We start from the raw sequence: 23,404 nt of genomic DNA on the forward strand, positions 1-23,404 counted from the left end.
TGACGATTTGCCACAGTTTACAGCAGATCGGCACAGATTACCCGTAGGCCCGGTAAGCGCAGCACCACCGGGCGTCTTTCCGTCACGGTTAGCATTGAAATCCTCTACACTTAACCCCATTGTACAAATTAATATGCACAGCGCCGGATACGCGCTTCATTCACTCTTTTCAACAGGACCGCGCTAATGACCAATCCATTGCTGACTCCCTTCGAACTGCCGCCGTTTTCTAAAATTCAGCCTGAGCATGTCGTGCCTGCCGTCACTAAGGCGCTGAACGATTGCCGCGAAAACGTTGAGCGAGTGGTTGCGCAGGGCGCGCCGTACACCTGGGAAAATCTCTGCCAGCCGTTGGCGGAAGTTGACGATGTGCTGGGGCGTATTTTCTCTCCTGTTAGCCACCTGAACTCGGTGAAAAACAGCCCGGAACTGCGCGAAGCCTACGAACAAACGCTGCCGCTGCTGTCTGAATACAGCACCTGGGTTGGACAACATGAAGGCCTGTACAAAGCGTACCGCGACCTGCGTGATGGCGATCATTACGCCACCCTGAACACCGCACAGAAAAAAGCGGTCGATAACGCGCTGCGCGATTTTGAGCTTTCTGGTATTGGTCTGCCGAAGGAAAAACAGCAGCGCTATGGTGAAATCGCCACCCGTCTGTCTGAGCTCGGCAACTTGTACAGCAATAACGTCCTTGATGCCACGATGGGCTGGACGAAGTTAGTCACCGATGAAGCCGAGCTGGCTGGTATGCCGGAAAGCGCGCTGGCTGCGGCGAAGGCCCAGGCGGAAGCCAAAGAGCAGGCAGGCTATCTGTTAACGCTGGATATCCCAAGCTACCTGCCGGTGATGACCTACTGTGACAACCAGGGACTGCGTGAAGAGATGTATCGCGCTTACTCCACCCGCGCGTCTGACCAGGGGCCGAACGCTGGCAAATGGGACAACAGCCCGATAATGGAAGAGATCCTCGCGCTGCGCCACGAACTGGCACAGCTGCTGGGCTTTGAAAGCTACGCCTTTAAATCTCTGGCTACCAAAATGGCGGAAAACCCGCAGCAGGTCCTCGACTTCCTGACCGATCTGGCGAAACGCGCCCGTCCGCAGGGGGAGAAAGAGCTGGCTCAACTGCGCGCCTTTGCGAAAGCGGAATTTGGCGTTGATGAGCTTCAGCCGTGGGACATCGCTTACTACAGCGAGAAACAAAAACAGCACCTCTACAGCATCAGCGACGAGCAGCTTCGTCCTTATTTCCCGGAGAACAAAGCCGTTAACGGTCTGTTTGAAGTGGTTAAACGTATTTATGGCATCACTGCCAAAGAGCGCACCGATGTTGACGTCTGGCACCCGGAAGTTCGTTTCTTCGAGCTGTACGACGAAAACAACGAGCTGCGCGGCAGCTTCTACCTCGACCTGTATGCCCGTGAACATAAACGCGGCGGGGCGTGGATGGACGACTGCGTCGGCCAGATGCGTAAAACCGACGGCACGTTGCAAAAACCGGTCGCCTACCTGACCTGTAACTTTAACCGTCCGGTGAACGGCAAACCCGCTCTGTTTACCCACGATGAAGTGATTACCCTGTTCCACGAGTTCGGCCACGGTCTGCACCATATGCTGACCCGTATCGAAACCGCGGGCGTTTCCGGTATCAACGGTGTGCCATGGGATGCGGTCGAACTGCCGAGCCAGTTTATGGAAAACTGGTGCTGGGAGCCACAAGCGTTGGCGTTTATCTCCGGCCATTATGAAACCGGCGAACCGCTGCCGAAGGAACTGCTGGATAAAATGCTGGCGGCGAAAAACTACCAGGCGGCGCTGTTTATTCTGCGTCAACTGGAGTTCGGTCTGTTTGATTTCCGTCTGCACGCGGAATTTAACCCGCAGCAAGGGGCGAAAATCCTCGATACGCTGGCGGAAATCAAGAAACAGGTCGCCGTGGTGCCGGGCCCAACCTGGGGCCGCTTCCCGCATGCCTTCAGCCATATTTTTGCAGGGGGCTACGCGGCGGGTTACTACAGCTATCTGTGGGCCGACGTGCTGGCGGCGGATGCCTTCTCTCGCTTCGAAGATGAAGGGATTTTCAACCGTCAAACCGGACAATCGTTCCTCGATAACATCCTCACCCGTGGCGGTTCTGAAGAGCCGATGGAACTGTTCAAACGCTTCCGTGGCCGCGAGCCACAGCTGGATGCGATGCTGGAGCATTACGGGATTAAAGGCTGATTTACCCGTCATACTTCAAGCTGCCTCTTCGGCAACTGCGCTCACTCACCCTGGTCACGTACTATTTGTACGTTCCCAGGGATTCCTTCACTTGTTGTCTTGATGCAACTCGAATTATTTAGGGTAAAGCGGAATTGAAAATCTGCTTAATTGATGAAACAGGCGCCGGAGACGGCGCCTTATCTGTTCTGGCCGCCCGCTGGGGACTGGAACACGATGAAGATAACCTGATGGCGCTGGTGATGACGACAGCACATCTGGAACTGCGCAAACGTGACGAACCTAAACTCGGCGGTATCTTCGTCGATTTCGTGGGCGGTGCGATGGCCCATCGGCGCAAATTTGGCGGTGGCCGCGGTGAAGCGGTGGCGAAGGCGGTCGGCATTAAAGGCGATTACCTGCCGGATGTGGTCGATGCAACCGCAGGGCTGGGGCGCGATGCGTTTGTACTGGCCTCGGTAGGCTGTCGCGTACGAATGCTGGAACGAAACCCGGTGGTTGCTGCGCTGCTTGACGATGGCCTGGCGCGCGGGTATGCCGACCCGGAAATCGGTCCGTGGCTGCAGGAGCGTTTGCAGTTGATTCACGCGTCGAGCCTGACGGCGTTAACCGATATCACGCCGCGCCCGCAGGTGGTGTACCTCGACCCGATGTTCCCACATAAGCAGAAAAGCGCGCTGGTGAAAAAAGAGATGCGCGTGTTTCAGTCGCTGGTGGGGCCGGATCTGGATGCGGATGGGTTGCTGGAGCCTGCTCGTCAGTTAGCCACCAAACGAGTGGTGGTGAAGCGTCCGGACTACGCGCCGCCGCTGGCCGACGTGGCAACGCCGAACGCGGTAGTTACAAAAGGGCATCGGTTCGATATTTATGCGGGAACGGCATAGGTCAGCTATAGTGCCCGATGGCGCTACGCTTATCGGGCCTACAGCTCGGTGCCGTTAGTAGGCCGGATAAGGCGGTAGCCGCATCCGGCATCACGGGTTAAACAAACGGTGCCAGCGGATCGGCAATCTCAAACGCTACCGCGCGATCCGCCTTCGGCGGGTAAATCAGCTCGCTGACAATCGACACCTTCAGCTTTTTCGCTTCTGCGCGCGTCAGTTTCACCTGCTGATCCCATCCTTCGCTATACACCGCACCCCAGGCACCAAGATCCAGGCAGGTGACGTAGTTTTCCTGACGATATGGCAGTGGTGTTATGTTTAACAGGTCTGCCGCGGCATTATTACCGGCGAATTTACCCAGCAAGATGGCGTGCTGGCAGGTCATCAGCGCATGATTGCCTTTGTCGTCGGTGGCGGCGTAGGCTACATCGCCAGTGGCGTAGATATCATCGTGACCCACAACCTGTAGATTGGCATTGACATGCAGACGGCCCTGGCGATCGCGCGGGGCGTTAATCTGTGCTGTCAGATTATTAGCCTGAACGCCGACGGTCCAGATAACCGTCTGGGAAGAAATCACCTGTCCATCTTTCAGCGTGACGCCAGAGGCATCCACGCACTCTACTTCCGCATTGACCAGCCACTCGACGCCCAGTTCAGCAGAGGCTTCGATAATCACGTCACGTAATTCCTGGCTCCAGCGTCCACCCGGCTGAGCGCCGCGTTCAACTACGACAACTCTGGTCTTAGAATCAGCGCCCAATATTTCGCGCAAACGACCTGGTAATTCCAGCGCCATTTCAATGCCGGTAAATCCGCCGCCGCAGACCACTACCGTATTGCGAGCCTCACTTTCCGGTTGTAATGCCAGATCGTTAATGTGCTGCTCCAGTACGGCGGCGCTCTCAAGTTGGTCGAGGTCAAACGCGTGCTCGGCGGCACCGGTGACGGTGTCGCGGTTTACGTGACTTCCGCTGGCAAGCACCAGGCGGTCGTAGCGGCGCAGATGAATGTCACCGTTGGCATCTTTCCAGCTCACCTCTTTAGAGTCCGGGAGGATTTGCTCGACGTGACCTTGCAGGAAGTTGACGCCGGTAACGTCAAACAGCGGTTGCAGTGGTGCGACCAGCGTATGAACGGCGCTTTCATAAAAACGTGGGCGGACACGCAGCTCTGGCTGTGGCGCAATTACTGTAATATCAATGGTCTGCTGATGTTTATCCGCCAGTCGTGCGGCGCTTAATGCTGCCCACATACCGGCAAAGCCGGCGCCCACGATCAGAATTTGTTTACGCATTGGGGTTTTCTCACTGGTGACTACGAATTATTTACTCGGATTTTATTTGTCGTAGTTAAGAATTGCAATGCGATCGAGATCCTTTTTGCTTCAAAGGGTGAGGGTTTTTTATTATCTATTTGATAAATATGTATTTAAATTTTTATTGTGAAGAGGGGTTACTTTGCTGTCTGGAATGAGTGAAACGAAAAAGCTACAATAAACTCAGATTAATTTTGACTGAGATAAGAGAATGGCATTCTACAGTTCTGGGGTTGAGTACGGCATTCATAGCCTGATGTGTATGGTCGATAGTAAGGGCGACGCGAGGGATATGAGCGTGCGGGAAATTGCCGAACTGCAAAGTGTGCCATATGACTATCTGGCAAAAATTTTCACCCGTCTGTCCAAAGCGGGTCTGGTGCGCAGCATTGAAGGCAAGGGCGGTGGTTTCCAGTTAGCTAAACCTGCTGAACACATCACTGTACTGGATGTGGTGAATGCTATTGATGGTGATAAGCGCATCTTTGAATGTCGTGAAATTCGCCAGCGGTTGGCGGTATTTGAGGAACATCCACCAGAGTGGGCCTGTGAAGGCATTTGTGGTGTGCGTTCGGTAATGGACATGGCCCAGCAGCGGATGGAAGAAGCGCTCGGTCAGCATACGATTCTGGACTTGGCGCGCAAAATGTACCGCAAAGCGCCGGACACCTTTGTGGTGGAAGTGCAGGAGTGGATAGACGCGCGTAAAGGGTAGCGAGTGAAAATGCCGGATAGGGCAATAGCCGCCATCCGGCACTGAAGGTTATTGCTCGGTGCTCGGCGTATTAATCATGCGGTTCAGCCATGGCACCATAATCGCCATCACCACCGTTACGGCCAGGGTCACCAGACCAATCTTACTGAAGACGTTGGTATAGATAGGCAGCGTTTGCAGCGGGTCGGTGATGTTCTCTGGTACGGCGGTGAATGTCGCGACATAACCCCCCATCAGGAAGGCTGCTGCCTGGGTCAGGAACCACATCCCGAGGATAAAGCCCATCAGGTGTTGTGGCACGAGAGCGGCGACCATAGCCAGCCCCAGGGCGCTAATCAGCAGTTCACCCAGGCTCTGGAACAGATACACCAGCACGATAAACCACGGCGACGTCAGCCCCTGCGCATCGGCAAACCACATTCCGGCTGCAGCGGCGGTCAGGAAACCCAGCGAGCACAGGAACATACCGAGCGTAAACTTCATCGGCATGGTCAGGTCTTTACCTTTGTTGCCCAGACGGGTATAGATTGCAGCCAGTACCGGACTCGCCAGTACCACCCAGAACGGGTTCAGCGCCTGGAAGCTTACCGGGTTGATGGCGAAACCAAGAATTTCATGGTGCACGTTATTGATAGCAAAGAAGTTCAGTGAAGTTGGCATCTGCGCGTACAGGACGTAGAACACCACCGCTTCCAGCATCAGGATAAAGGCCACGAACATTTTGTTGCGCCCGGTTTTATCCAGTTTGAAGGCCTGACGGAAGAAGATGATCGTCACGGCAATTGACAGGACGATCAGCACCAGGTTGGCAATCTGCACGTTGTGCATCAGCCAGGCGCAGATAAATACCATCACTACCGTTCCAGCCAGCACGCAGAATAGATTACGGAAATTCAGCGGCTTATGGTCCGGCTCTGAACCGATATTCTTCACCATTCCACGGCAGGCAAAGTAGACCAAAAGCGCGACAATAAGCCCGGCCCCGCACAGATTATAGGTCACCGCGTAGCCAAACTTATCGGCAATCACCGGTGCCAGCGACAACGACAGCAGTGAACCGATGTTAATCGACATATAAAACAGGGTGAAAGCACCGTCCAGACGGGCGTCTTTCGGTGGATAGCATTTTGACAGCAGGCTTGCCGGGTTGGCTTTAAACAGCCCATTACCGACGGCAATGGTACCCAAAGCAATAAAAATCAGGTCGGGCTTAAGCAGTGACATCCCGGTCATGAAGTAGCCGATCGCCAGCACAATGGCGCCGAGTACCAGCGTGCGCTTGGTACCTAACAGATGGTCGCCGACGTAGCCGCCGATCGAGATCAGGCCGTAGACCAGCGCGGCAAATGCACCAAAGGTGACAAATGCCTGTTCCTGCGAAAAGCCGAGCTGCTTAACAAAAAATACCGCCAGGATGCCCTGAACGCCGTAATAGCCAAATCGTTCCCATAATTCCACAAAGAAGATCATGAAGAACGGACGAGGTTGCTGCAGCAAGCCCGTAGGTGCAGTTTTATTCATATTCCATCGCCTTTCAAAGCCATCCCGAAAAGTATGAACGCGTATGCTTAAACGCGCCGAAAAAGTCTTATTTTGTTATAGACTGCGGTTATTGGCCGCAGGAGTAGAGTATTATAGAGATAGTTTTCGATCCAATTAGTTGATCACACTAATTATGATTTATTTGTTGGATTGATGTACTAATTGCGTCTGAATGATAAAAACAAAAACGCCCGCAAAGGCGGGCGTTTACAGGCTTAACGACTTGTAGCGCGTCGGGTTATCTCCCGACGGCCAGCGTTTTATGCTTCTTCGTCGTCACGCAGCGGAACAATCAGCATGTCGACGTGGACAGTGTTGATCAGTTGGCGCGCGGAGGACATTAGCTTGCTCCAGAAATCCTGGTGATGACCACAAACGACCAGATCCATGTCGTATTTTTTGATGGCATCAACCAGAACCTGACCCAGGTCGCCGCTACCGCTCAGGGTTTCGGTGATAGGGTAGCCTGCGTTGGTGGAAAGCTCGGTTAGCGCGTGGTGGGTTTCTTCAGAAATGCGTTTCTGCATGTCGCCCAGATTCACGTCGATAAGCCCGGTGTACAGGTCGGAATAGTTTACGTCAACGTGGATAAGGGAGACTTTAGCATTGTAAGGCCGCGCCATAGAGACCGCTTTTTCAACCAGAACTTTGCTTTCCGGAGAAAGATCAACCGCGATAAGAATGTGTTTATAAGCCATAGTGTTACTCCTTCCATAAGTTGTCGATGACTAGCCTGCTGGCGTTTACCTGCCGCCGCGTCATCCGCGTCCTGCGAACCTTGCGCGCGGGGCTAGCCCAGTCGTAAAAACGTACCATATAAGGACTATCCTTACATTATAGCGACCAGGATAATCCGTCAATCCGCCTTGCTTGCCAAGCAGTTAAACAAATTTTTTAGTTAATTGCATTGATAGCGATTAACCTTCTGGCAAAAAAATTAACTAATCTCCTACACTATCTAGAGAGGCGTTCGGATGCGTGATACTAATACGAACGGTTCGGCTGTACTCTTCACTGAATGGTTTGGCAGGGTATCGGGGAGCGGTAGTCCCGGAAAGGAGTTCCGTGGGCGGGTCGCCGGGGAGGAGGTATGATAAGCACCATTGCATTGTTCTGGGCTTTATGTGTCGTTTGCATTGTTAATATGGCGCGCTATTTTTCTTCGCTACGCGCACTGTTAGTGGTACTTCGTGGTTGCGATCCATTGCTTTACCAGTATGTAGATGGTGGGGGCTTTTTTACCTCGCATGGGCAACCGAACAAGCAGATGCGTCTGGTGTGGTATATCTACGCTCAGCGTTACCGCGATCATCATGATGATGAGTTTATTCGCCGCTGTGAGCGGGTTCGCGGTCAGTTCATCCTCACCAGCGCGCTATGTGGCCTGGTGCTAATCAGCATGGTTGCGCTGATTATCTGGCACTGATGCCAACGACAGATACAAAAAAAGCGGGTCAGAAAACTGACCCGCTTTTTTACCGTGCATTCGCTTAGATAAGCTTCAGAGAGAGCCAGTAAAGCCCGCCGGAAAGAAGAATTGCGGCTGGCAGGGTGAAGACCCAGGCCATCAGAATGCTGGTCACCGTTTTACGCTGTAAACCGCCGCCATCAACAACCATCGTCCCCGCAACGGAAGAAGAGAGAACGTGGGTGGTGGAAACAGGCATACCGGTGTAGCTGGCGAGACCGATAGAGACTGCGGCGGTCATCTGTGCCGACATCCCCTGGGCATAGGTCATGCCTTTCTTACCGATTTTCTCACCAATGGTGGTGGCTACGCGACGCCAGCCGATCATGGTACCAATGCCCAGCGCCAGTGCGACGGCCATAATGATCCAGATAGGCGCGTACTCAATGGTGCTCAGCATGTCAGCTTTCAGTTTCTTCAGCAGACGCTGATCGTCAGTGCTTACGCCAGGCAGTTTCACCACTTTATCGGTGGTATCAGAGATGCAGAGCATAATGCGACGCAGTTGACCGCGCTGTTCGACGCTTAACTTGTCGTAGGTTTCCAGGTTCGCCAGCATACCTTTCGCACGTTCCAGCGCGTTGATGGTATTCGCCGGGTGGCAATGGAACTCTGTCGTCGTCGCTGGTGCCGCGTCCGTCGGGGACGGAATCAACTGGTCTACGCCTGTGGCCTGTTTAAGGAGGTCAGGACGCTGCTGGAAGAAGACTTCGACGTTATTGATGGCATCACGGGTACGGGTAATCTCGTAACCGGAAGCATTCATATTCACCACGAAGCCTGCAGGCGCTACGCCAATCAGCACCAGCATCACCAGACCAATGCCTTTCTGCCCGTCGTTAGCGCCATGAGAGAACGCCACGCCGATAGCGGAGAGGATTAGGGCAATACGGGTCCAGAACGGCGGCTTTTTCTTGCCATCTTTCTTTTCACGTTCTGCTGGCGTCAGGTGGATACGGGCACGTTTTTTTGTACCGCTCCAGTAGCGACGCAGAATGAAAATAAGACCGCCCGCAACCACCAGACCAACAATTGGCGAGATGATAAGCGAGGCAAAAATACCGATAACTTTCGGAATGTTAAGTGCATCTACCACAGAAGTGCCGGTCATCAGCGCATTGGTTAAACCAATACCGATAATGGCGCCAATTAGCGTGTGGGAGCTGGATGCAGGCAAACCAAAGTACCAGGTACCCAGGTTCCAGATAATTGCCGCCAGCAGCATGGAGAACACCATGGCGAGGCCATGTGACGATCCCATATTGAGCAGCAGATCCGTTGGCAGCATATGCACGATGGCATATGCCACGCTGAGACCGCCCAGCAAAACACCAAAGAAGTTGAACACCGCAGCCATGACCACCGCCAATTGCGAACGCATTGCACGGGTATAGATCACGGTTGCGACAGCATTGGCTGTATCATGGAAGCCGTTAATCGCTTCGTAGAACAGCACAAAAGCCAGAGCAAGCAATAGTAAAAGCCCGGTATGTAAATCCAGGCCAGCAAACAAATGTAGCATAGGACGTTACGCCATTTTGAGGACATGAACGCGGCGCATTATCAGTGACTTTGGCGGCGCGGGCAAAGTGAAATATAGAGTTTTTTTGATTTGTCTCCTGCTTTGTTTTACACCACTAAAGAATTATCCTATATATTTCAGTTAAATACCCTTTATCGGTAGTTTGGTGCTGGTGCGACCACTGAGGAATCTTTACAATTCACACCCGCTTTTTAGAGAGGATCGCAACGTGGAAAGGTTTGATACCGTTATTATAGGCGCTGGCGCAGCGGGTATGTTTTGTGCCGCGCAGGCAGGACAAGCAGGTAGTCGCGTACTGCTGATTGATAATGGTAAAAAGCCGGGGCGTAAGATTCTCATGTCTGGCGGGGGACGCTGCAACTTTACCAATCTTTATGTCGAGCCTGCCGCCTATTTGAGCCAAAACCCCCATTTTTGCAAATCGGCGCTGGCGCGTTACACGCAGTGGGATTTTATCGACCTGGTGGGCAAACACGGTATTGCCTGGCACGAAAAAACGCTAGGCCAGCTGTTCTGCGATGATTCCGCACAGCAAATTGTCGATATGCTGGTAGACGAGTGTGAAAAAGGTAACGTAACTATGCGGTTACGTAGCGAAGTCCTGAGCGTCGAGCGAGAGGGTGATGATTTCATTCTCGAATTGAACGGGATGACCGTGGGCACGAAAAAGCTGGTTATTGCCTCCGGTGGTCTCTCTATGCCGGGGCTGGGCGCGACGCCGTTTGGTTATAAAATTGCCGAACAGTTCGGTCTGAACGTATTGCCAACGCGCGCAGGACTGGTGCCCTTTACGTTGCATAAGCCACTGCTGGAGCAGCTCCAGGTGCTCTCTGGCGTGTCGGTCTCCTCTGTTATCACCGCCGAGGACGGCACCGTCTTTCGTGAAAATCTGCTCTTTACACACCGCGGGCTTTCTGGTCCGGCCGTACTGCAGATTTCCAGTTTTTGGCAGCCAGGCGAATTTGTCAGCATTAATTTGTTGCCGGATGTTGACCTTGCGAGCTTCCTCGATGACCAACGCAGCGCCCACCCTAATCAGAGCTTAAAGAATACGCTTGCTATGCAGTTGCCAAAACGTCTGGTGGAATGTTTACAGCAGTTAGGGCAAATCCCGGACGTCTCGCTGAAACAGCTTAACGTGCGCGATCAACAAACGCTGGTTGAGACGCTGACCGATTGGCGGGTGCAGCCGAACGGTACAGAAGGGTATCGTACCGCTGAAGTCACGCTGGGCGGCGTTGATACCAATGAGCTTTCATCGCGCACGATGGAAGCACGTAAAGTGCCGGGACTCTATTTTATCGGCGAAGTTATGGACGTTACCGGCTGGTTGGGAGGCTATAACTTCCAGTGGGCATGGTCGAGTGCCTGGGCGTGCGCGCAAGATTTAGCGCCAGCCTGACTGTGACGCCCGACAACCTGAGCTGCCGGGCGTTATCATTAGTTCAGACCAAGAAAGTGCTGGGCGATTTTAAAGTAGATAATTAACCCGGTACCGTCGATAAGCGTGGCGATAAACGGGGCTGAAACCACGGCGGGATCAATGCCGATACGCTTGAGCACCATGGGGATCACTGATGACACCACGGCGCTCCACAGCGTAATGCAAACCAGCGTCAGGCTGACGATCAGCGTGATTTCCATACCGATGCCCATCATCCACGCGCGCAAGCACCCTGCCAGGCCCAGCGTCAGAGCGATCAGCAGCGAAGTTGAAACTTCTTTGCGGATCACCCGACCCATATCGCGCAGCCGCACTTCTCCCAGCGCCATTGAACGTACCAGCGTCGAAGTGATCTGCGTACCGCTGTTGCCGCCAGTACCAATTAATAGCGGAATAAAAAAGGCCAGGGCAATTGCAGATTCCAGCGCCTCTTCAAAATGCTGAAGCACGCTGCTGGTATAGGCTTCTGCGACAAACAGCAGCAGGAGCCAGACCGAACGTTTTTTCCACAATGTCCACGGACTAATTTCCAGATAGGGTTTTTCCAGCGGTAGCGTGGCGCCCTGAAGCTGAACGTCTTCGGTAACATCATCTTCCTGTAGATGAGCGATCTCTTTTTCCATCAGACAACCGACCAGCTCACCTCTCTCAACGACAGCAACCAGATCGACTTCGCGTTCGGCTAACTCGGCAACGACCTGCGCCCGTTCATCATCAGGCTTTACATGAAATAAACAGCTGTCCGTAAGATGATTGATGTTCAGCGACGTATCTTTTTCCTGCAATAAGCGCTTGATGGATAACACCCCGCGCAGCGCTTTTCCGGCCACAACAAAGACCTGGCCTGGGATGTCATCCGTTGTGAGTTGGGAGACAAAGTACTCGCGAGCGCCGTTCACGCTGAGATGGTCCGGCAGAGTAATAAAATCGGTGCGCATATATTGGGCGATAGCGTCGCCGTTGAAATCCGGCATAGGATGATGAGCGGCGCAGAGTGGCATAGATGACATGGTGTAATTCCCTATAAAAATCTCTCATAGGGGCGAACAAGACAGGGTTAGCACAGGCAGATCCCTACGTCCTGGTTTTAGCACTGAACAACGTATCTGTCCGATGGTGAAATCGTCAGAAGTTACCTTGGCAACACCTTGATTCGATGGATGCCTGTATTTCCCTGAGTGGTCTCTCTCGATACCAGCAGGGCGGTAACTTGTATTTGTACAGGAGCCTCGCCATAACGAGATCGGTAAATGAGCCGCTATTATAGGGATGCCTAATCATTGATTATGTTTATAGTTGCGATTGTTTATCAATCGTTGATATACGAAATATTTCTTGTGCCAGGGCTGAACTGGAAACGACAACCGAATAGACATATTGAATCCAGGTGTTAGTATTCAATAGACAGCAGTTATGAGTATGCGTGTTTCATTTCCGGCCAGGAACGCTGATGATGACAACATTACTACCCGATTTCACAGCATTTTCGTCACTCACTTCCTTCGCGGCGTGCGTTGCTATTACGCCTGTCCGCACTCTGGCCATTATTTCTCATTCCTTCTCATCCCGGATGGAATCTCCCGCTGAATAGCTGTTCAGTGGGCTTTGTGACACGCATCGTTTGATAACAGGGATTACGGCGGGTCGGATATGGAAAAGATTAAGCGTCATCTGGTGTGGTGGGGCGCGGGTATTGTGGTGGTGGTTGCTGCAATAGCATGGTGGATGTTGCGTCCTGCGGGGATTCCGGAAGGTTTCGCGGCCAGCAACGGCAGAATAGAAGCTACCGAAGTGGATATTGCCACCAAAATTGCCGGGCGTATCGATACGATCCTCGTATCGGAAGGACAGTTCGTTCGTCAGGGCGAGGTGCTGGCGAAAATGGATACCCGCGTGCTGCAGGAGCAGCGACTGGAAGCTGTCGCACAAATCAAAGAAGCCGAAAGCGCGGTGGCGGCGGCACGAGCGCTGCTGGAACAGCGGCAAAGTGAAATGCGCGCCGCGCAGTCGGTGGTAAAACAGCGAGAGGCGGAACTGCAGTCGGTCTCTAAACGTCACGTTCGCTCCCGTTCGCTATCCCTGCGTGGGGCTGTATCCGAGCAACAACTGGATGACGACAGGGCAGCGGCTGAAAGCGCTCGCGCGGCACTGGAATCCGCAAAGGCGCAGGTCTCTGCGGCAAAAGCCGCAATTGAAGCCGCTCGTACCAGCATCATTCAGGCGCAAACCCGCGTAGAAGCCGCGCAGGCTACCGAACGTCGCATTGCCGCTGATATTGATGACAGCGAGCTGAAAGCCCCGCGCGATGGTCGCGTGCAGTACCGTGTCGCCGAACCGGGCGAGGTGCTTTCCGCGGGCGGTCGCGTACTGAATATGGTCGATCTCAGCGATGTCTACATGACGTTCTTCTTACCTACCGAACAGGCTGGTTTATTGAAGATTGGCGGTGAAGCTCGCCTGGTGCTGGATGCTGCGCCGGATCTGCGTATTCCGGCGACCATTAGCTTTGTGGCTAGCGTCGCGCAGTTCACGCCGAAAACGGTCGAAACCAGTGATGAACGGCTGAAGCTGATGTTCCGCGTTAAAGCGCGTATCCCGCCAGAGCTGTTGCAGCAGCATCTGGAGTACGTGAAAACCGGTCTGCCGGGCATGGCGTGGGTGCGTGTTGATGAAAATCGCCCCTGGCCTGACGACCTGGTGGTGAGGTTGCCGCAATGACGCATCTGGCGCTGGTTCCCGTTCCTCCCGTGGCGCACCTTGACGGCGTGAGTCAGCATTACGGGAAAACGGTCGCGCTGAACAACATCACGCTGGATATCCCTGCCCGCTGTATGGTGGGGCTTATTGGCCCGGATGGCGTCGGAAAATCGAGCCTGCTGTCGCTCATCTCCGGCGCGCGGGTCATTGAACACGGCAACGTGATGGTGTTGGGCGGCGATATGCGCGACCCAAAACATCGACGGGATGTCTGCCCGCGCATTGCCTGGATGCCGCAGGGGTTAGGGAAAAACCTGTACCATACGCTGTCGGTGTATGAGAACGTCGATTTCTTTGCCCGGCTGTTTGGTCATGATAAAGCGGAACGCGAAGCGCGGATTACCGAGCTGCTGAACAGCACCGGCCTGGCACCGTTTCGCGACCGTCCCGCCGGGAAACTCTCGGGCGGGATGAAGCAAAAGCTGGGGTTGTGCTGCGCGTTAATCCACGACCCGGAACTGTTAATTCTCGATGAACCCACCACCGGGGTCGATCCGCTGTCCCGCGCCCAGTTCTGGGATCTAATTAACAGCATTCGCCAGCGGCAGACCAACATGAGCGTGCTGGTTGCGACCGCTTACATGGAAGAAGCCGAGCGCTTTGACTGGCTGGTAGCGATGAACGCCGGGGAGGTGTTAGCCACCGGGAGCGCCCAGCAGCTACGCGAACAAACCAACAGCAACACGCTGGAGCAGGCGTTTATCGCGCTGCTACCTGAAGCCCAGCGCCAGGCGCATAAGCCGGTGGTGATCCCACCGTATCACGCTGAGCAGGAAGAGATTGCCATTGAGGCGAAAGACCTGACTATGCGCTTCGGTAAGTTTGTCGCCGTTGACCACGTTAACTTTCGTATTCCGCGCGGGGAAATCTTCGGTTTTCTCGGCTCCAACGGCTGCGGTAAATCCACCACCATGAAGATGCTCACCGGTCTGCTACCCGCAAGCGAAGGTGAGGCCTGGTTGTTTGGGCAAGCGGTTGACCCGAAGAATATCGATACCCGCCGCCGGGTGGGCTATATGTCGCAGGCGTTTTCGCTCTACAGCGAGCTGACCGTCCGGCAAAACCTCGAACTACATGCGCGACTGTTCCATATCCCCGAAGCGGAAATCCCCGGGCGGGTACAAGAGATGAGCGAGCGTTTTTCGCTGACCGATGTCGAAGACGCGTTGCCCGGCGCGCTGCCGTTGGGGATCCGTCAACGCCTGTCGCTGGCGGTGGCGGTGATCCATCGCCCGGAAATGCTCATTCTTGATGAGCCGACCTCCGGGGTCGATCCGGTGGCGAGGGACATGTTCTGGCAACTGATGGTCGATTTGTCGCGGCAGGACAAAGTGACCATTTTTATCTCCACCCACTTTATGAACGAAGCGGAGCGCTGCGACCGGATGTCGCTGATGCACGCCGGAAAAGTGCTGGCCAGCGGCACGCCGCAGGAACTGGTGAAACAGCGTGGCGCCGCCAGTCTGGAAGAGGCGTTTATCTCCTGGTTACAGGAAGCGGCAGGCCCGGCTCCGGAAGCTCAGTTACCGCCAGCCAATGTTCCGATAGCGCATGAAAATAGTCAGCTGCCGCGGCAGGGCTTTAGCCTGCGGCGGTTGTTCAGCTACAGCCGCCGTGAAGCGCTGGAACTACGACGCGATCCGGTACGTTCAACGCTGGCGCTGATGGGCACAGTGATCCTGATGCTGATCATGGGCTACGGCATCAGCATGGATGTGGAGAACCTGCGTTTTTCGGTGCTTGATCGTGATCAGACCGTCAGCAGCCAGGCGTGGACGCTGAATCTGGCGGGATCGCGCTATTTTATCGAACAGCCTCCGCTCACCAGTTATGACGAGCTGGACAAACGGATGCGTTCGGGCGAAGTGGCGGTAGCAATAGAGATCCCGCCAAACTTTGGCCGCGATATCGCGCGTGGCACGCCGGTGAAGATTGGCGTCTGGGTCGATGGCGCAATGCCGAGCCGCGCTGAAACGGTCAGAGGCTACGTACAGGCGATGCATCAGACCTGGCTGCAGGATGTGATGGCGCGTCAACCCAATTCCAGTGGGCAAAACGGGCTGATGACCATTGAAACTCGCTATCGTTACAACCCGGATGTAAAGAGTCTGCCGGCGATTGTTCCGGCGGTGATCCCGCTGCTGCTGATGATGATCCCCTCGATGCTCAGCGCCCTCAGCGTAGTGCGTGAGAAAGAGCTGGGGTCGATTATCAACCTGTACGTTACGCCCACGACTCGCAGCGAGTTTTTACTCGGCAAACAGTTGCCGTACATCGTGCTGGGGATGCTTAACTTCCTGCTGCTGTGTGCGCTGTCAGTTTTTGTGTTCGGCGTCCCGCATAAGGGGAGTTTTTTAACCCTGACGCTGGCCGCGCTGTTGTACGTCACCATTGCCACCGGGCTGGGTCTGTTAATTTCCACGTTTATGAAAAGCCAGATCGCGGCTATTTTTGGTACGGCGATTATTACGCTGATCCCGGCGACGCAGTTTTCCGGGATGATCGATCCGGTCGCCTCGCTCGAAGGGCCTGGACGCTGGATTGGTGAAATTTACCCGACCAGCCATTTTCTGACCATCGCGCGTGGGACGTTCTCTAAAGCGTTGGATCTGACCGATCTCTGGCAGCTGTTTATTCCGCTGGCGGTAGCTATTCCGGTGGTGATTGGTCTGAGCGTATTACTGCTGAAAAAACAGGAGGGGTGATGCGCCGATTACGCAATATTTATAACCTCGGTATCAAAGAGTTGCGCAGCCTGCTGGGTGACAAAGCGATGCTGACGCTGATCGTCTTTGCCTTCACGATTTCGGTTTATTCTTCCGCGACCGTCCTGCCGGGTTCGCTGCATCTGGCGCCGATTGCTATTGCCGATATGGACCAGTCGCAGTTGTCGAACCGGATTGTGAACAGCTTTTATCGCCCGTGGTTTTTACCGCCGGAGATGATCACCGCTGATGAGATGGATGCCGGACTGGACGCCGGGCGCTACACCTTCGCCGTGAACATTCCACCTGATTTTCAGCGTGATGTGTTGGCCGGTCGGCAGCCGGATATACAGGTTAACGTCGATGCCACGCGGATGAGCCAGGCCTTTACCGGCAACAGCTATATCCAGAATATCATCAGCGGCGAGGTGAACAGCTTTGTGGCGCGTTACCGTGACAACAATGAGCCGCCGGTGGCGTTGGAAATGCGTATGCGCTTTAACCCTAATCTGGAACCTGCCCGCTTTGGCGCGGTGATGGCGATTATCAACAACATCACCATGCTGGCGATCGTGCTTACCGGGTCGGCGCTGATCCGCGAGCGCGAGCACGGGACAATAGAACATCTGCTGGTTATGCCGGTGACGCCGTTTGAGATCATGATGGCAAAAATCTGGTCGATGGGTCTGGTGGTGCTGGTGGTTTCCGGTTTATCGCTGATGCTGATGGTAAAAGGCGTGCTCGGCGTACCCATTGAAGGTTCGATACCACTGTTTATGCTGGGCGTGGCGCTGAGCCTGTTCGCCACCACCTCGATCGGAATTTTTATGGGCACGCTGGCGCGCTCTATGCCGCAACTGGGGTTACTGATGATTCTGGTACTGCTGCCGCTACAGATGCTCTCTGGTGGTTCTACACCGCGTGAAAGCATGCCGCAGGCGGTGCAGGACATAATGCTGACTATGCCAACTACCCATTTTGTCAGCCTCGCGCAGGCGATACTTTACCGCGGCGCTGGGTTTGGCATCGTCTGGCCGCAGTTCCTGACGCTGTTGGCGATTGGCAGCGCGTTCTTCCTGATAGCGCTGCTGCGCTTTAGAAAGACGATTGGCACGATGGCGTAATTGGTTGGCTTCATATCTTGACTGCATTGTATGCTGTTATAATATGACTTCAAAGGATGAAGTCATAAGGACATGCGATGAAGGAAAAAGTGTTGTCTTTACGCAAAAAGCAAAAGAACACGCTGGATCAGCTTTTTAAAGCACCGACGCCGCAGGGAATCAAGTGGTCGGAAATTGAGTCACTGATCAAGGCGTTAGGTGGCGAAATCAAAGAAGGACGAGGCTCGCGATGTAAATTTCTTTTAAATAAGAGCATTGCGAGTTTTCATAGACCACATCCTTCTCCGGATACAGATAAAGGCGCGGTCGAAAACGTACGTGACTGGTTAACAAGTATAGGGGTAAAACCATGATCAAACCCAAAACGCCAAACTCAATGGAAATCGCCGGTCAACCTGCGGTGATTAATTATGTCCCTGAGCTTAATGCGTTTCGCGGTAAGTTCCTGGGATTGTCAGGCTATTGTGATTTTGTCTCTGACAGCATTCAGGGGCTGCAAAAAGAGGGGGAGATCTCCTTACGAGAGTATCTTGATGATTGCTCTGCCGCAGGGATAGAACCTTACGCAAACCCGGAAAAGCTGAAGACGTTTACTCTGCGCTATCCAGAGTCTTTCGGAGAACGTTTAAGTTTTGCGGCAGCGGAAGAACAGGTATCAGTCAATACATGGATCATCGAAACGCTCAGCAAAAGTCTCAAACAGGCATAGTTGCTAGTTGGTTTGCTCATTATTGCCAGGGGGGCTTCGCTTGCCTGGCCTACAAACGGTAACGGAGTAGGCCGGATAATGCGTAGCCGCCATCCGGCAACGAAACAGGCAATTACTCTTCTTTCGGCAGGCACTGCAAATGACCGTGGCGCACGCCGCGCTGGGAGATCACGTCATCGGCAAAATGCTGTACATCGCCCATGTCGCCTTTTAGTACGGCGATTTCCAGGCAGTCGTCATGGTTGATGTGCACGTGCAGCGTGGCGACCGATAAATCGTGGTGGTGGTGTTGGGTAGAAACAATGCGGCTCGCCAGGTCACGCTTCTCATGCTCATAAACATACGAGAGCACCGCGAAGCCCTGAGTGCCGTGCTCCTGAGTGGTTTCCTGCGCCAGTGCGCCGCGCAGAATATCGCGGATCGCTTCGGAACGGTTGTTGTAGCCACGGCGCTGACTCAGGCCGTCGAGCGTTTCTAATAAATCGTCATCAAGTGTGATGGTGATACGTTGCATCAGATTTCAACCTTACGATATTGCGCGGCGGCGCACGGGAATGAAAACATTACAGCCTGTGTACGGCGTCGGCGGTCAGGGTAAATGGCGTGGGGGTGCAAACCGCCAGGCTCAGGGTATCGATCTGGCACTGGCTGACGGAGAGTGAGGAGGTCAGTGCGGTACTGTCGACGCTGACGATTTGCCAGGCACTGCCGCCGCGCTGTTTCACGATAGCTTCTTTACGCGTCCAGATGCGCCAGAACGCCGCCAGCTGTTGCTCCGGGTGTTCGGCTTCAACTTCAGCGTGTTCCCCAAGACTGAATACCGTATTTGCCAGCGTTTGCCAGTTATCGCGCGGGCGAATAACTTCAATATCGCAGCCGACTTCCCCTTCGTCGCTGAGCAGCAGGACGATGTCATCGCCGCTATGGCTGAGATTGAACCACAGCGGCGTGTCGGCGGAAAAGGCCGGTTTTCCTTGCTCGCCATAGATGATGTTCGGTAATGGCGAAAGGGCATGGGAAAGCAGCACGCGACCAGCCAGCCAGCGCGCACGGCGAACACCTTGCGGCGCTTGCTCTTTCATCGCGGCAGGCAGTTCGCCAGCGCTTAAAACAGAAACTTTCCCATGAACGATCCGGTACATATCAGGACTAACCTTTAGTAATAATGGGGTTGTGTACCACTCTTCACATGCTGTTTGCAAGTTTATCCCGGTAATCGACTTTTGGGCCTGCCGGGTCCCAGTAAAATTGCCAGTTTGCTACCGCCTGTGGTCGTTTCCATCCAGATTTTACACACGCTGGTTAGCGGCACGGAGAGCAGCATGCCTACCGGGCCGAGCAGCCATCCCCATACCAGCAAAGAGAGGAAGACGATAAGCGTCGATAATCCCAGCCGATGCCCCATCATGCGGGGTTCGAGGATATTGCCAATAACCATATGCACCACCAGGAACAGCGCACCAACCAGTACGCATTCGTAAATGCCGTTGAACAGCAGCGCCTGGATCATGGGCGGGATGGCGGAAATGACCGAGCCAATGTTGGGCACGTAGTTTAGCAGGAAGGCCAGCACGCCCCACATCAGAGCAAACTGAATCCCCATCAGCGCCAGACCCAGCCAGATAATGGCACCGGTCCATAAGCTGAGCAACGTTTTCAGTGCCAGATAGTGAGATACGCCCTTGAGCGCCCGATGCAGCCCCGCAATATGGATTTGTGGGTTGTTCAGCGAAAAGCGCAGCTTATAAGGAACATGACGTACCTCAAACAGCATAAAGACGACCGTCATCACCAGCAGAACGACGCTGGCCATGGCGCCGGAAAGACTTGTCATCAGCGTGGTGGTGAAGGTCATTATTTTGTCGGAGTCCATGCGTTGTAGCATGCGCTCCGGGGACATATGCAGATTTAAAAAGGGAACCATCTCTTGCAGATGCAGGACCTTACGTGTCAGCTCCTTGTTGTATTTGGGTAGCATGGCCATGAATTCCGTAATCGAAGACGCGAGGACGCCGATAAGTGCCGTGAGGACGAACAGCATCACCACCACTACGAGCGTAATGGCAACCGGGCGACGTACTCCCCGGCGAATAAACCAGGCGACCAGCGGATTCAATACAATGGCAAAAAAGAGGGCCAGCAGCAGTTGCACAATGATATCCGCCGCGGCATGAATACCGGCGAGGATCACCACCAAAGCAGCCAGTTTGAGTAAAATGTGCAAACCCGTTTTATCGGGCTGAGCGGTTGTCATATTTTCTTCCTGTTTGCGTTTTTGCATTAAGTGTAGCGGCTGGCTTGCGGCTGAGATTCCTAAACTGACTGCTGATTTCTGCGCGGCAACATGGTAGAAATGAAACACTGTTGTGAAAACGTGGTGACCCTCCATGCCCGAACCCGTCGCTGAACCGACGCTGAGCGGTTTACGCCTTAACCTGCGCATTGTCTCTGTGGTGATGTTCAACTTCGCCAGCTATCTGACCATCGGCCTGCCGCTCGCGGTATTGCCGGGCTACGTCCACGATGTGATGGGGTTCAGCGCCTTCTGGGCTGGGCTGGTTATCAGCCTGCAATATTTCGCTACGCTGCTGAGCCGTCCGCATGCCGGTCGCTATGCCGACCTGCTGGGGCCAAAGAAAATTGTGGTATTCGGGCTATGTGGCTGCTTTTTAAGTGGTCTGGGCTATTTGCTGGCAGGATCAACGAACGGCTGGCCGTTGGCTAGTCTGCTGCTGCTGTGTCTGGGGCGGGTGATTCTCGGAATTGGGCAGAGCTTTGCCGGAACTGGCTCTACGCTGTGGGGCGTGGGGGTAGTTGGCTCAATGCACATCGGACGGGTGATTTCCTGGAATGGCATCGTGACCTATGGCGCGATGGCGATAGGCGCGCCGCTGGGCGTTCTGTTTTATGCCTGGGGGGGCTTACAGGGGCTGGCGCTGACCGTGATGGGCGTGGCGCTGGTGGCGATACTGCTGTCGCTCCCTCGTCCTGCGGTGAAGGCCAGCAAAGGCAAACCGTTGCCGTTTCGCGCGGTGCTCGGGCGCGTCTGGTTGTACGGTATGGCGCTGGCGCTGGCCTCCGCTGGATTTGGGGTGATCGCCACGTTTATTACCCTGTTTTATGATGCCAAAGGCTGGGACGGCGCAGCTTTCGCGCTGACGCTTTTTAGCTGCACATTTGTCGGCACTCGACTGTTGTTCCCAAATGGTATCAACCGTTTAGGCGGGCTGAATGTGGCGATGATCTGCTTTAGCGTCGAGATTGTCGGGCTGCTGCTGGTCGGGATGGCTTCCATGCCGTGGATGGCGAAAATCGGCGTTCTGCTGGCTGGGGCTGGGTTCTCACTGGTTTTCCCGGCGCTGGGCGTGGTAGCGGTAAAAGCTGTCCCGCAGCAAAATCAGGGCGCTGCGCTGGCGACCTACACGGTGTTTATGGATTTATCGCTGGGGGTTACCGGGCCGCTGGCCGGGTTGATAATGACGTGGGCGGGCGTGCCGGTTATCTATCTGGCGGCAGCTGGGCTGGTGGCGGTGGCGTTATTGCTGACATGGCGGCTAAAAAAACGGCCTCAGGTGGTGTCACCGGAGGCCGCGTCATCGTCTTAACCGTTACTGGATAACCAGCGTGTTAATGATGTTTTCTGCGGTAGTCTGCGCTTTTTGCTGATCGTCAGCAGGCAGCGTGATTTGCAGGGTCAGCAGTTGATTGTCCACTTTACCCAGCACTACGGAAGAGTAAGCGGTCTGGCCTTTGGCTGAGATGATGCTGTCTAACTGCTGCAGCGTGTGGCCTTTCAGCTCAATAGATTTATTGGTGACGACCTGCAGCTGCGGGTCGCGGCTACGCTGCTGATCTTCCAGACGTTTTGCCAGCACAGCCAGGTCTTCGTTGGTGTTGTCGCCAACAATCACAATCACCGCTTTCTGGCCGGTTGCGTCAGAATAGACGTGCATATTGTTCGCCTGGGTGCCCAGCTTGCCGCTCTGATCGGTCATATCCGCTGGCAGGGAAAAACTGAGTTTGCCGTCCAGCAGGCTGACCGGTTGTCCGCTGGCGCTACTTTCTGCGGCAGCACCCTCTGCTGGCGCTTTTGTATCGCTATTATCACAGGCTGCAAGCCCCATAACCAGCAGGCCAATACCGACATATTTAACCAGATTGCGCATTGACTTCTTCCTTTCGATAAACGGCCATAACGGCTCATTCGTCCATCTTATCACAACTCGGAAAATGAACCTTTAACTCGTCTGCAATGCAGCGATTTCGGATTTATCTGCCAGCCTTTTCAGCAACATATTCAGCAGCACGCCGTACATCGGCAGGAAGAAAATAATGCTGATCAGCACCTTGAAACAGTAATCGACCAGCGCGATTTCCATCCAGTGCTCGGCCATGAAGGCATCCGGGCTACGCCAGAAAGCGATAAAGAAGAAGGCCAACGTATCGCTGATATTGCCAAATAGCGTGGACGCTGTCGGTGCCAGCCACCAACGACGGTTCTGGCGCAGGCGGTTAAAGACGTGCACATCCAGAATTTGTCCCAGCGCGTAAGCCATAAAGCTGGCGGCGGCGATACGGGCAACAAACAGGTTAAAGTGCAGCAGTGCGCCAAATCCCTGCCACGATCCCATATAAAACAGGGACGAAACGACATAGGAGATCAGCAACGCGGGGATCATCACCGCAAAGATGATACGTCGAGCCAGCGGCGCGCCAAAAATACGCACGGTCAGGTCGGTCGCGAGGAAAATAAACGGAAAGCTAAATGCGCCCCATGTGGTATGGAAACCAAAAATGGAGATTGGAAGCTGCACCAGATAGTTGCTGGAGGTGATCACCAGCAGATGAAATAGCGATAGCCAGAACAACGCTTTTACGCGCTGAGTTTGTGTAAACGGAGTCATATTGTGACCTTTTTGTTGGATGGGGTGAGGGAACCCAATAAAAAACCGTCGCATGATACTGC

General features: G+C 54.2%; 21 protein-coding genes and 1 riboswitch. Of the genes, 11 read left to right on the top strand and 10 right to left on the bottom strand.

Translation table 11 applies throughout. The features are described 5' to 3' along the window. The first annotated feature begins 186 nt into the window (after positions 1-186). Together prlC and rsmJ are read left to right on the top strand one after the other, a co-directional pair. Positions 187-2,229 carry an oligopeptidase A gene (gene prlC / locus G4551_RS01080; protein WP_003837780.1) on the top strand — a complete coding sequence of 681 codons (2,043 nt, stop codon included), beginning with the start codon at positions 187-189 and terminating at the stop codon, positions 2,227-2,229. 134 nt (positions 2,230-2,363) lie between these two features. Then, positions 2,364-3,113 carry a 16S rRNA (guanine(1516)-N(2))-methyltransferase RsmJ gene (rsmJ, locus tag G4551_RS01085; RefSeq protein ID WP_003837787.1) on the top strand — a complete coding sequence of 250 codons (750 nt, stop codon included), beginning with the start codon at positions 2,364-2,366 and terminating at the stop codon, positions 3,111-3,113. 97 nt (positions 3,114-3,210) lie between these two features. On the opposite strand, the gene G4551_RS01090 is transcribed toward rsmJ, so the two are convergent. Continuing rightward, a complete protein-coding gene (locus G4551_RS01090) occupies positions 3,211-4,410 on the bottom strand; it encodes an NAD(P)/FAD-dependent oxidoreductase (protein WP_003837789.1) in 1,200 nt (399 codons plus the stop codon). A 232-nt stretch (positions 4,411-4,642) separates the two neighbouring features. Between G4551_RS01090 and G4551_RS01095 the strand changes: the two genes are divergently transcribed. After that, entirely contained in the window at positions 4,643-5,146 is a 504-nt protein-coding gene (locus tag G4551_RS01095; protein ID WP_003023361.1) for an RrF2 family transcriptional regulator, read from the top strand. Positions 5,147-5,194: 48 nt separating this feature from the next. On the opposite strand, the gene dtpB is transcribed toward G4551_RS01095, so the two are convergent. After that, positions 5,195-6,667, bottom strand: coding sequence for a dipeptide/tripeptide permease DtpB (gene dtpB / locus G4551_RS01100; protein WP_003023364.1), 1,473 nt, complete (start codon positions 6,665-6,667; stop codon positions 5,195-5,197). A gap of 281 nt (positions 6,668-6,948) precedes the next feature. After that, positions 6,949-7,386: a universal stress protein UspA gene (gene uspA / locus G4551_RS01105; protein WP_003023368.1), complete on the bottom strand. Its 438-nt coding sequence runs from the start codon at positions 7,384-7,386 to the stop codon at positions 6,949-6,951. A gap of 392 nt (positions 7,387-7,778) precedes the next feature. On the opposite strand from uspA, the gene uspB reads away from it, so the two are divergent. Continuing rightward, positions 7,779-8,114, top strand: a complete 336-nt coding sequence (gene uspB, locus G4551_RS01110) for a universal stress protein UspB (protein WP_003023371.1) — start codon at positions 7,779-7,781, stop codon at positions 8,112-8,114. Between the two features lie 64 nt (positions 8,115-8,178). On the opposite strand, the gene pitA is transcribed toward uspB, so the two are convergent. After that, a complete protein-coding gene (gene pitA, locus G4551_RS01115; RefSeq protein ID WP_003023373.1) occupies positions 8,179-9,678 on the bottom strand; it encodes an inorganic phosphate transporter PitA in 1,500 nt (499 codons plus the stop codon). Positions 9,679-9,907: 229 nt separating this feature from the next. On the opposite strand from pitA, the gene G4551_RS01120 reads away from it, so the two are divergent. After that, complete coding sequence (locus G4551_RS01120) at positions 9,908-11,101, top strand: BaiN/RdsA family NAD(P)/FAD-dependent oxidoreductase (protein WP_003837793.1); 1,194 nt, start codon at positions 9,908-9,910, stop codon at positions 11,099-11,101. Between the two features lie 38 nt (positions 11,102-11,139). Here G4551_RS01120 and G4551_RS01125 read toward each other — a convergent pair whose 3' ends face one another. Continuing rightward, positions 11,140-12,153: a magnesium transporter gene (locus tag G4551_RS01125; RefSeq protein ID WP_003837796.1), complete on the bottom strand. Its 1,014-nt coding sequence runs from the start codon at positions 12,151-12,153 to the stop codon at positions 11,140-11,142. A gap of 55 nt (positions 12,154-12,208) precedes the next feature. Then, a riboswitch (M-box (ykoK) riboswitch) is annotated at positions 12,209-12,392 on the bottom strand. Between the two features lie 401 nt (positions 12,393-12,793). Here G4551_RS01125 and G4551_RS01130 point away from each other — a divergent pair. The 5 genes from G4551_RS01130 to G4551_RS01150 all read left to right on the top strand — a co-directional run bounded on the left by G4551_RS01130 (position 12,794) and on the right by G4551_RS01150 (position 18,438). Next, complete coding sequence (locus tag G4551_RS01130; protein ID WP_003023381.1) at positions 12,794-13,861, top strand: HlyD family secretion protein; 1,068 nt, start codon at positions 12,794-12,796, stop codon at positions 13,859-13,861. After that, the gene (rbbA, locus tag G4551_RS01135) at positions 13,858-16,605 is read left to right on the top strand and encodes a ribosome-associated ATPase/putative transporter RbbA (RefSeq protein WP_003837799.1); all 2,748 of its coding nucleotides are present in this window, start codon (positions 13,858-13,860) and stop codon (positions 16,603-16,605) included. Before G4551_RS01130 ends, rbbA begins: the two co-directional genes overlap by 4 nt. Next, positions 16,605-17,729: an ABC transporter permease gene (locus G4551_RS01140; RefSeq protein WP_003837801.1), complete on the top strand. Its 1,125-nt coding sequence runs from the start codon at positions 16,605-16,607 to the stop codon at positions 17,727-17,729. Before rbbA ends, G4551_RS01140 begins: the two co-directional genes overlap by 1 nt. Before the next feature lie 77 nt (positions 17,730-17,806). Then, the gene (locus G4551_RS01145) at positions 17,807-18,082 is read left to right on the top strand and encodes a type II toxin-antitoxin system HicA family toxin (protein ID WP_003837806.1); all 276 of its coding nucleotides are present in this window, start codon (positions 17,807-17,809) and stop codon (positions 18,080-18,082) included. Continuing rightward, positions 18,079-18,438, top strand: a complete 360-nt coding sequence (locus tag G4551_RS01150) for a type II toxin-antitoxin system HicB family antitoxin (protein WP_003837808.1) — start codon at positions 18,079-18,081, stop codon at positions 18,436-18,438. The genes G4551_RS01145 and G4551_RS01150 overlap by 4 nt, the downstream gene beginning before the upstream one ends. A 112-nt stretch (positions 18,439-18,550) precedes the next feature. On the opposite strand, the gene nikR is transcribed toward G4551_RS01150, so the two are convergent. The 3 genes from nikR to G4551_RS01165 form a co-directional block, all read right to left on the bottom strand. Next, the gene (nikR, locus tag G4551_RS01155) at positions 18,551-18,952 is read right to left on the bottom strand and encodes a nickel-responsive transcriptional regulator NikR (RefSeq protein WP_003023387.1); all 402 of its coding nucleotides are present in this window, start codon (positions 18,950-18,952) and stop codon (positions 18,551-18,553) included. Between the two features lie 49 nt (positions 18,953-19,001). Next, a complete protein-coding gene (gene acpT, locus G4551_RS01160; RefSeq protein WP_003837810.1) occupies positions 19,002-19,580 on the bottom strand; it encodes a 4'-phosphopantetheinyl transferase AcpT in 579 nt (192 codons plus the stop codon). A gap of 62 nt (positions 19,581-19,642) precedes the next feature. After that, positions 19,643-20,692 (bottom strand): AI-2E family transporter, encoded by a 1,050-nt coding sequence (locus G4551_RS01165; protein WP_003837812.1) that lies wholly within the window; start codon positions 20,690-20,692, stop codon positions 19,643-19,645. A 133-nt stretch (positions 20,693-20,825) separates the two neighbouring features. Here G4551_RS01165 and G4551_RS01170 point away from each other — a divergent pair, with 133 nt between their 5' ends. Further along, a complete protein-coding gene (locus G4551_RS01170; RefSeq protein WP_003837814.1) occupies positions 20,826-22,043 on the top strand; it encodes an MFS transporter in 1,218 nt (405 codons plus the stop codon). Positions 22,044-22,046: 3 nt separating this feature from the next. Here G4551_RS01170 and G4551_RS01175 read toward each other — a convergent pair whose 3' ends face one another. Together G4551_RS01175 and G4551_RS01180 are read right to left on the bottom strand one after the other, a co-directional pair. Then, positions 22,047-22,604: a DcrB family lipoprotein gene (locus G4551_RS01175; RefSeq protein ID WP_003837816.1), complete on the bottom strand. Its 558-nt coding sequence runs from the start codon at positions 22,602-22,604 to the stop codon at positions 22,047-22,049. A 72-nt stretch (positions 22,605-22,676) separates the two neighbouring features. Further along, positions 22,677-23,342, bottom strand: a complete 666-nt coding sequence (locus G4551_RS01180; RefSeq protein WP_003837818.1) for a 7-cyano-7-deazaguanine/7-aminomethyl-7-deazaguanine transporter — start codon at positions 23,340-23,342, stop codon at positions 22,677-22,679. Positions 23,343-23,404: the final 62 nt, after the last annotated feature.

It is taken from the genome of Citrobacter freundii ATCC 8090 = MTCC 1658 = NBRC 12681 (assembly GCF_011064845.1).
GTDB classification, from domain to species: domain Bacteria; phylum Pseudomonadota; class Gammaproteobacteria; order Enterobacterales; family Enterobacteriaceae; genus Citrobacter; species Citrobacter freundii.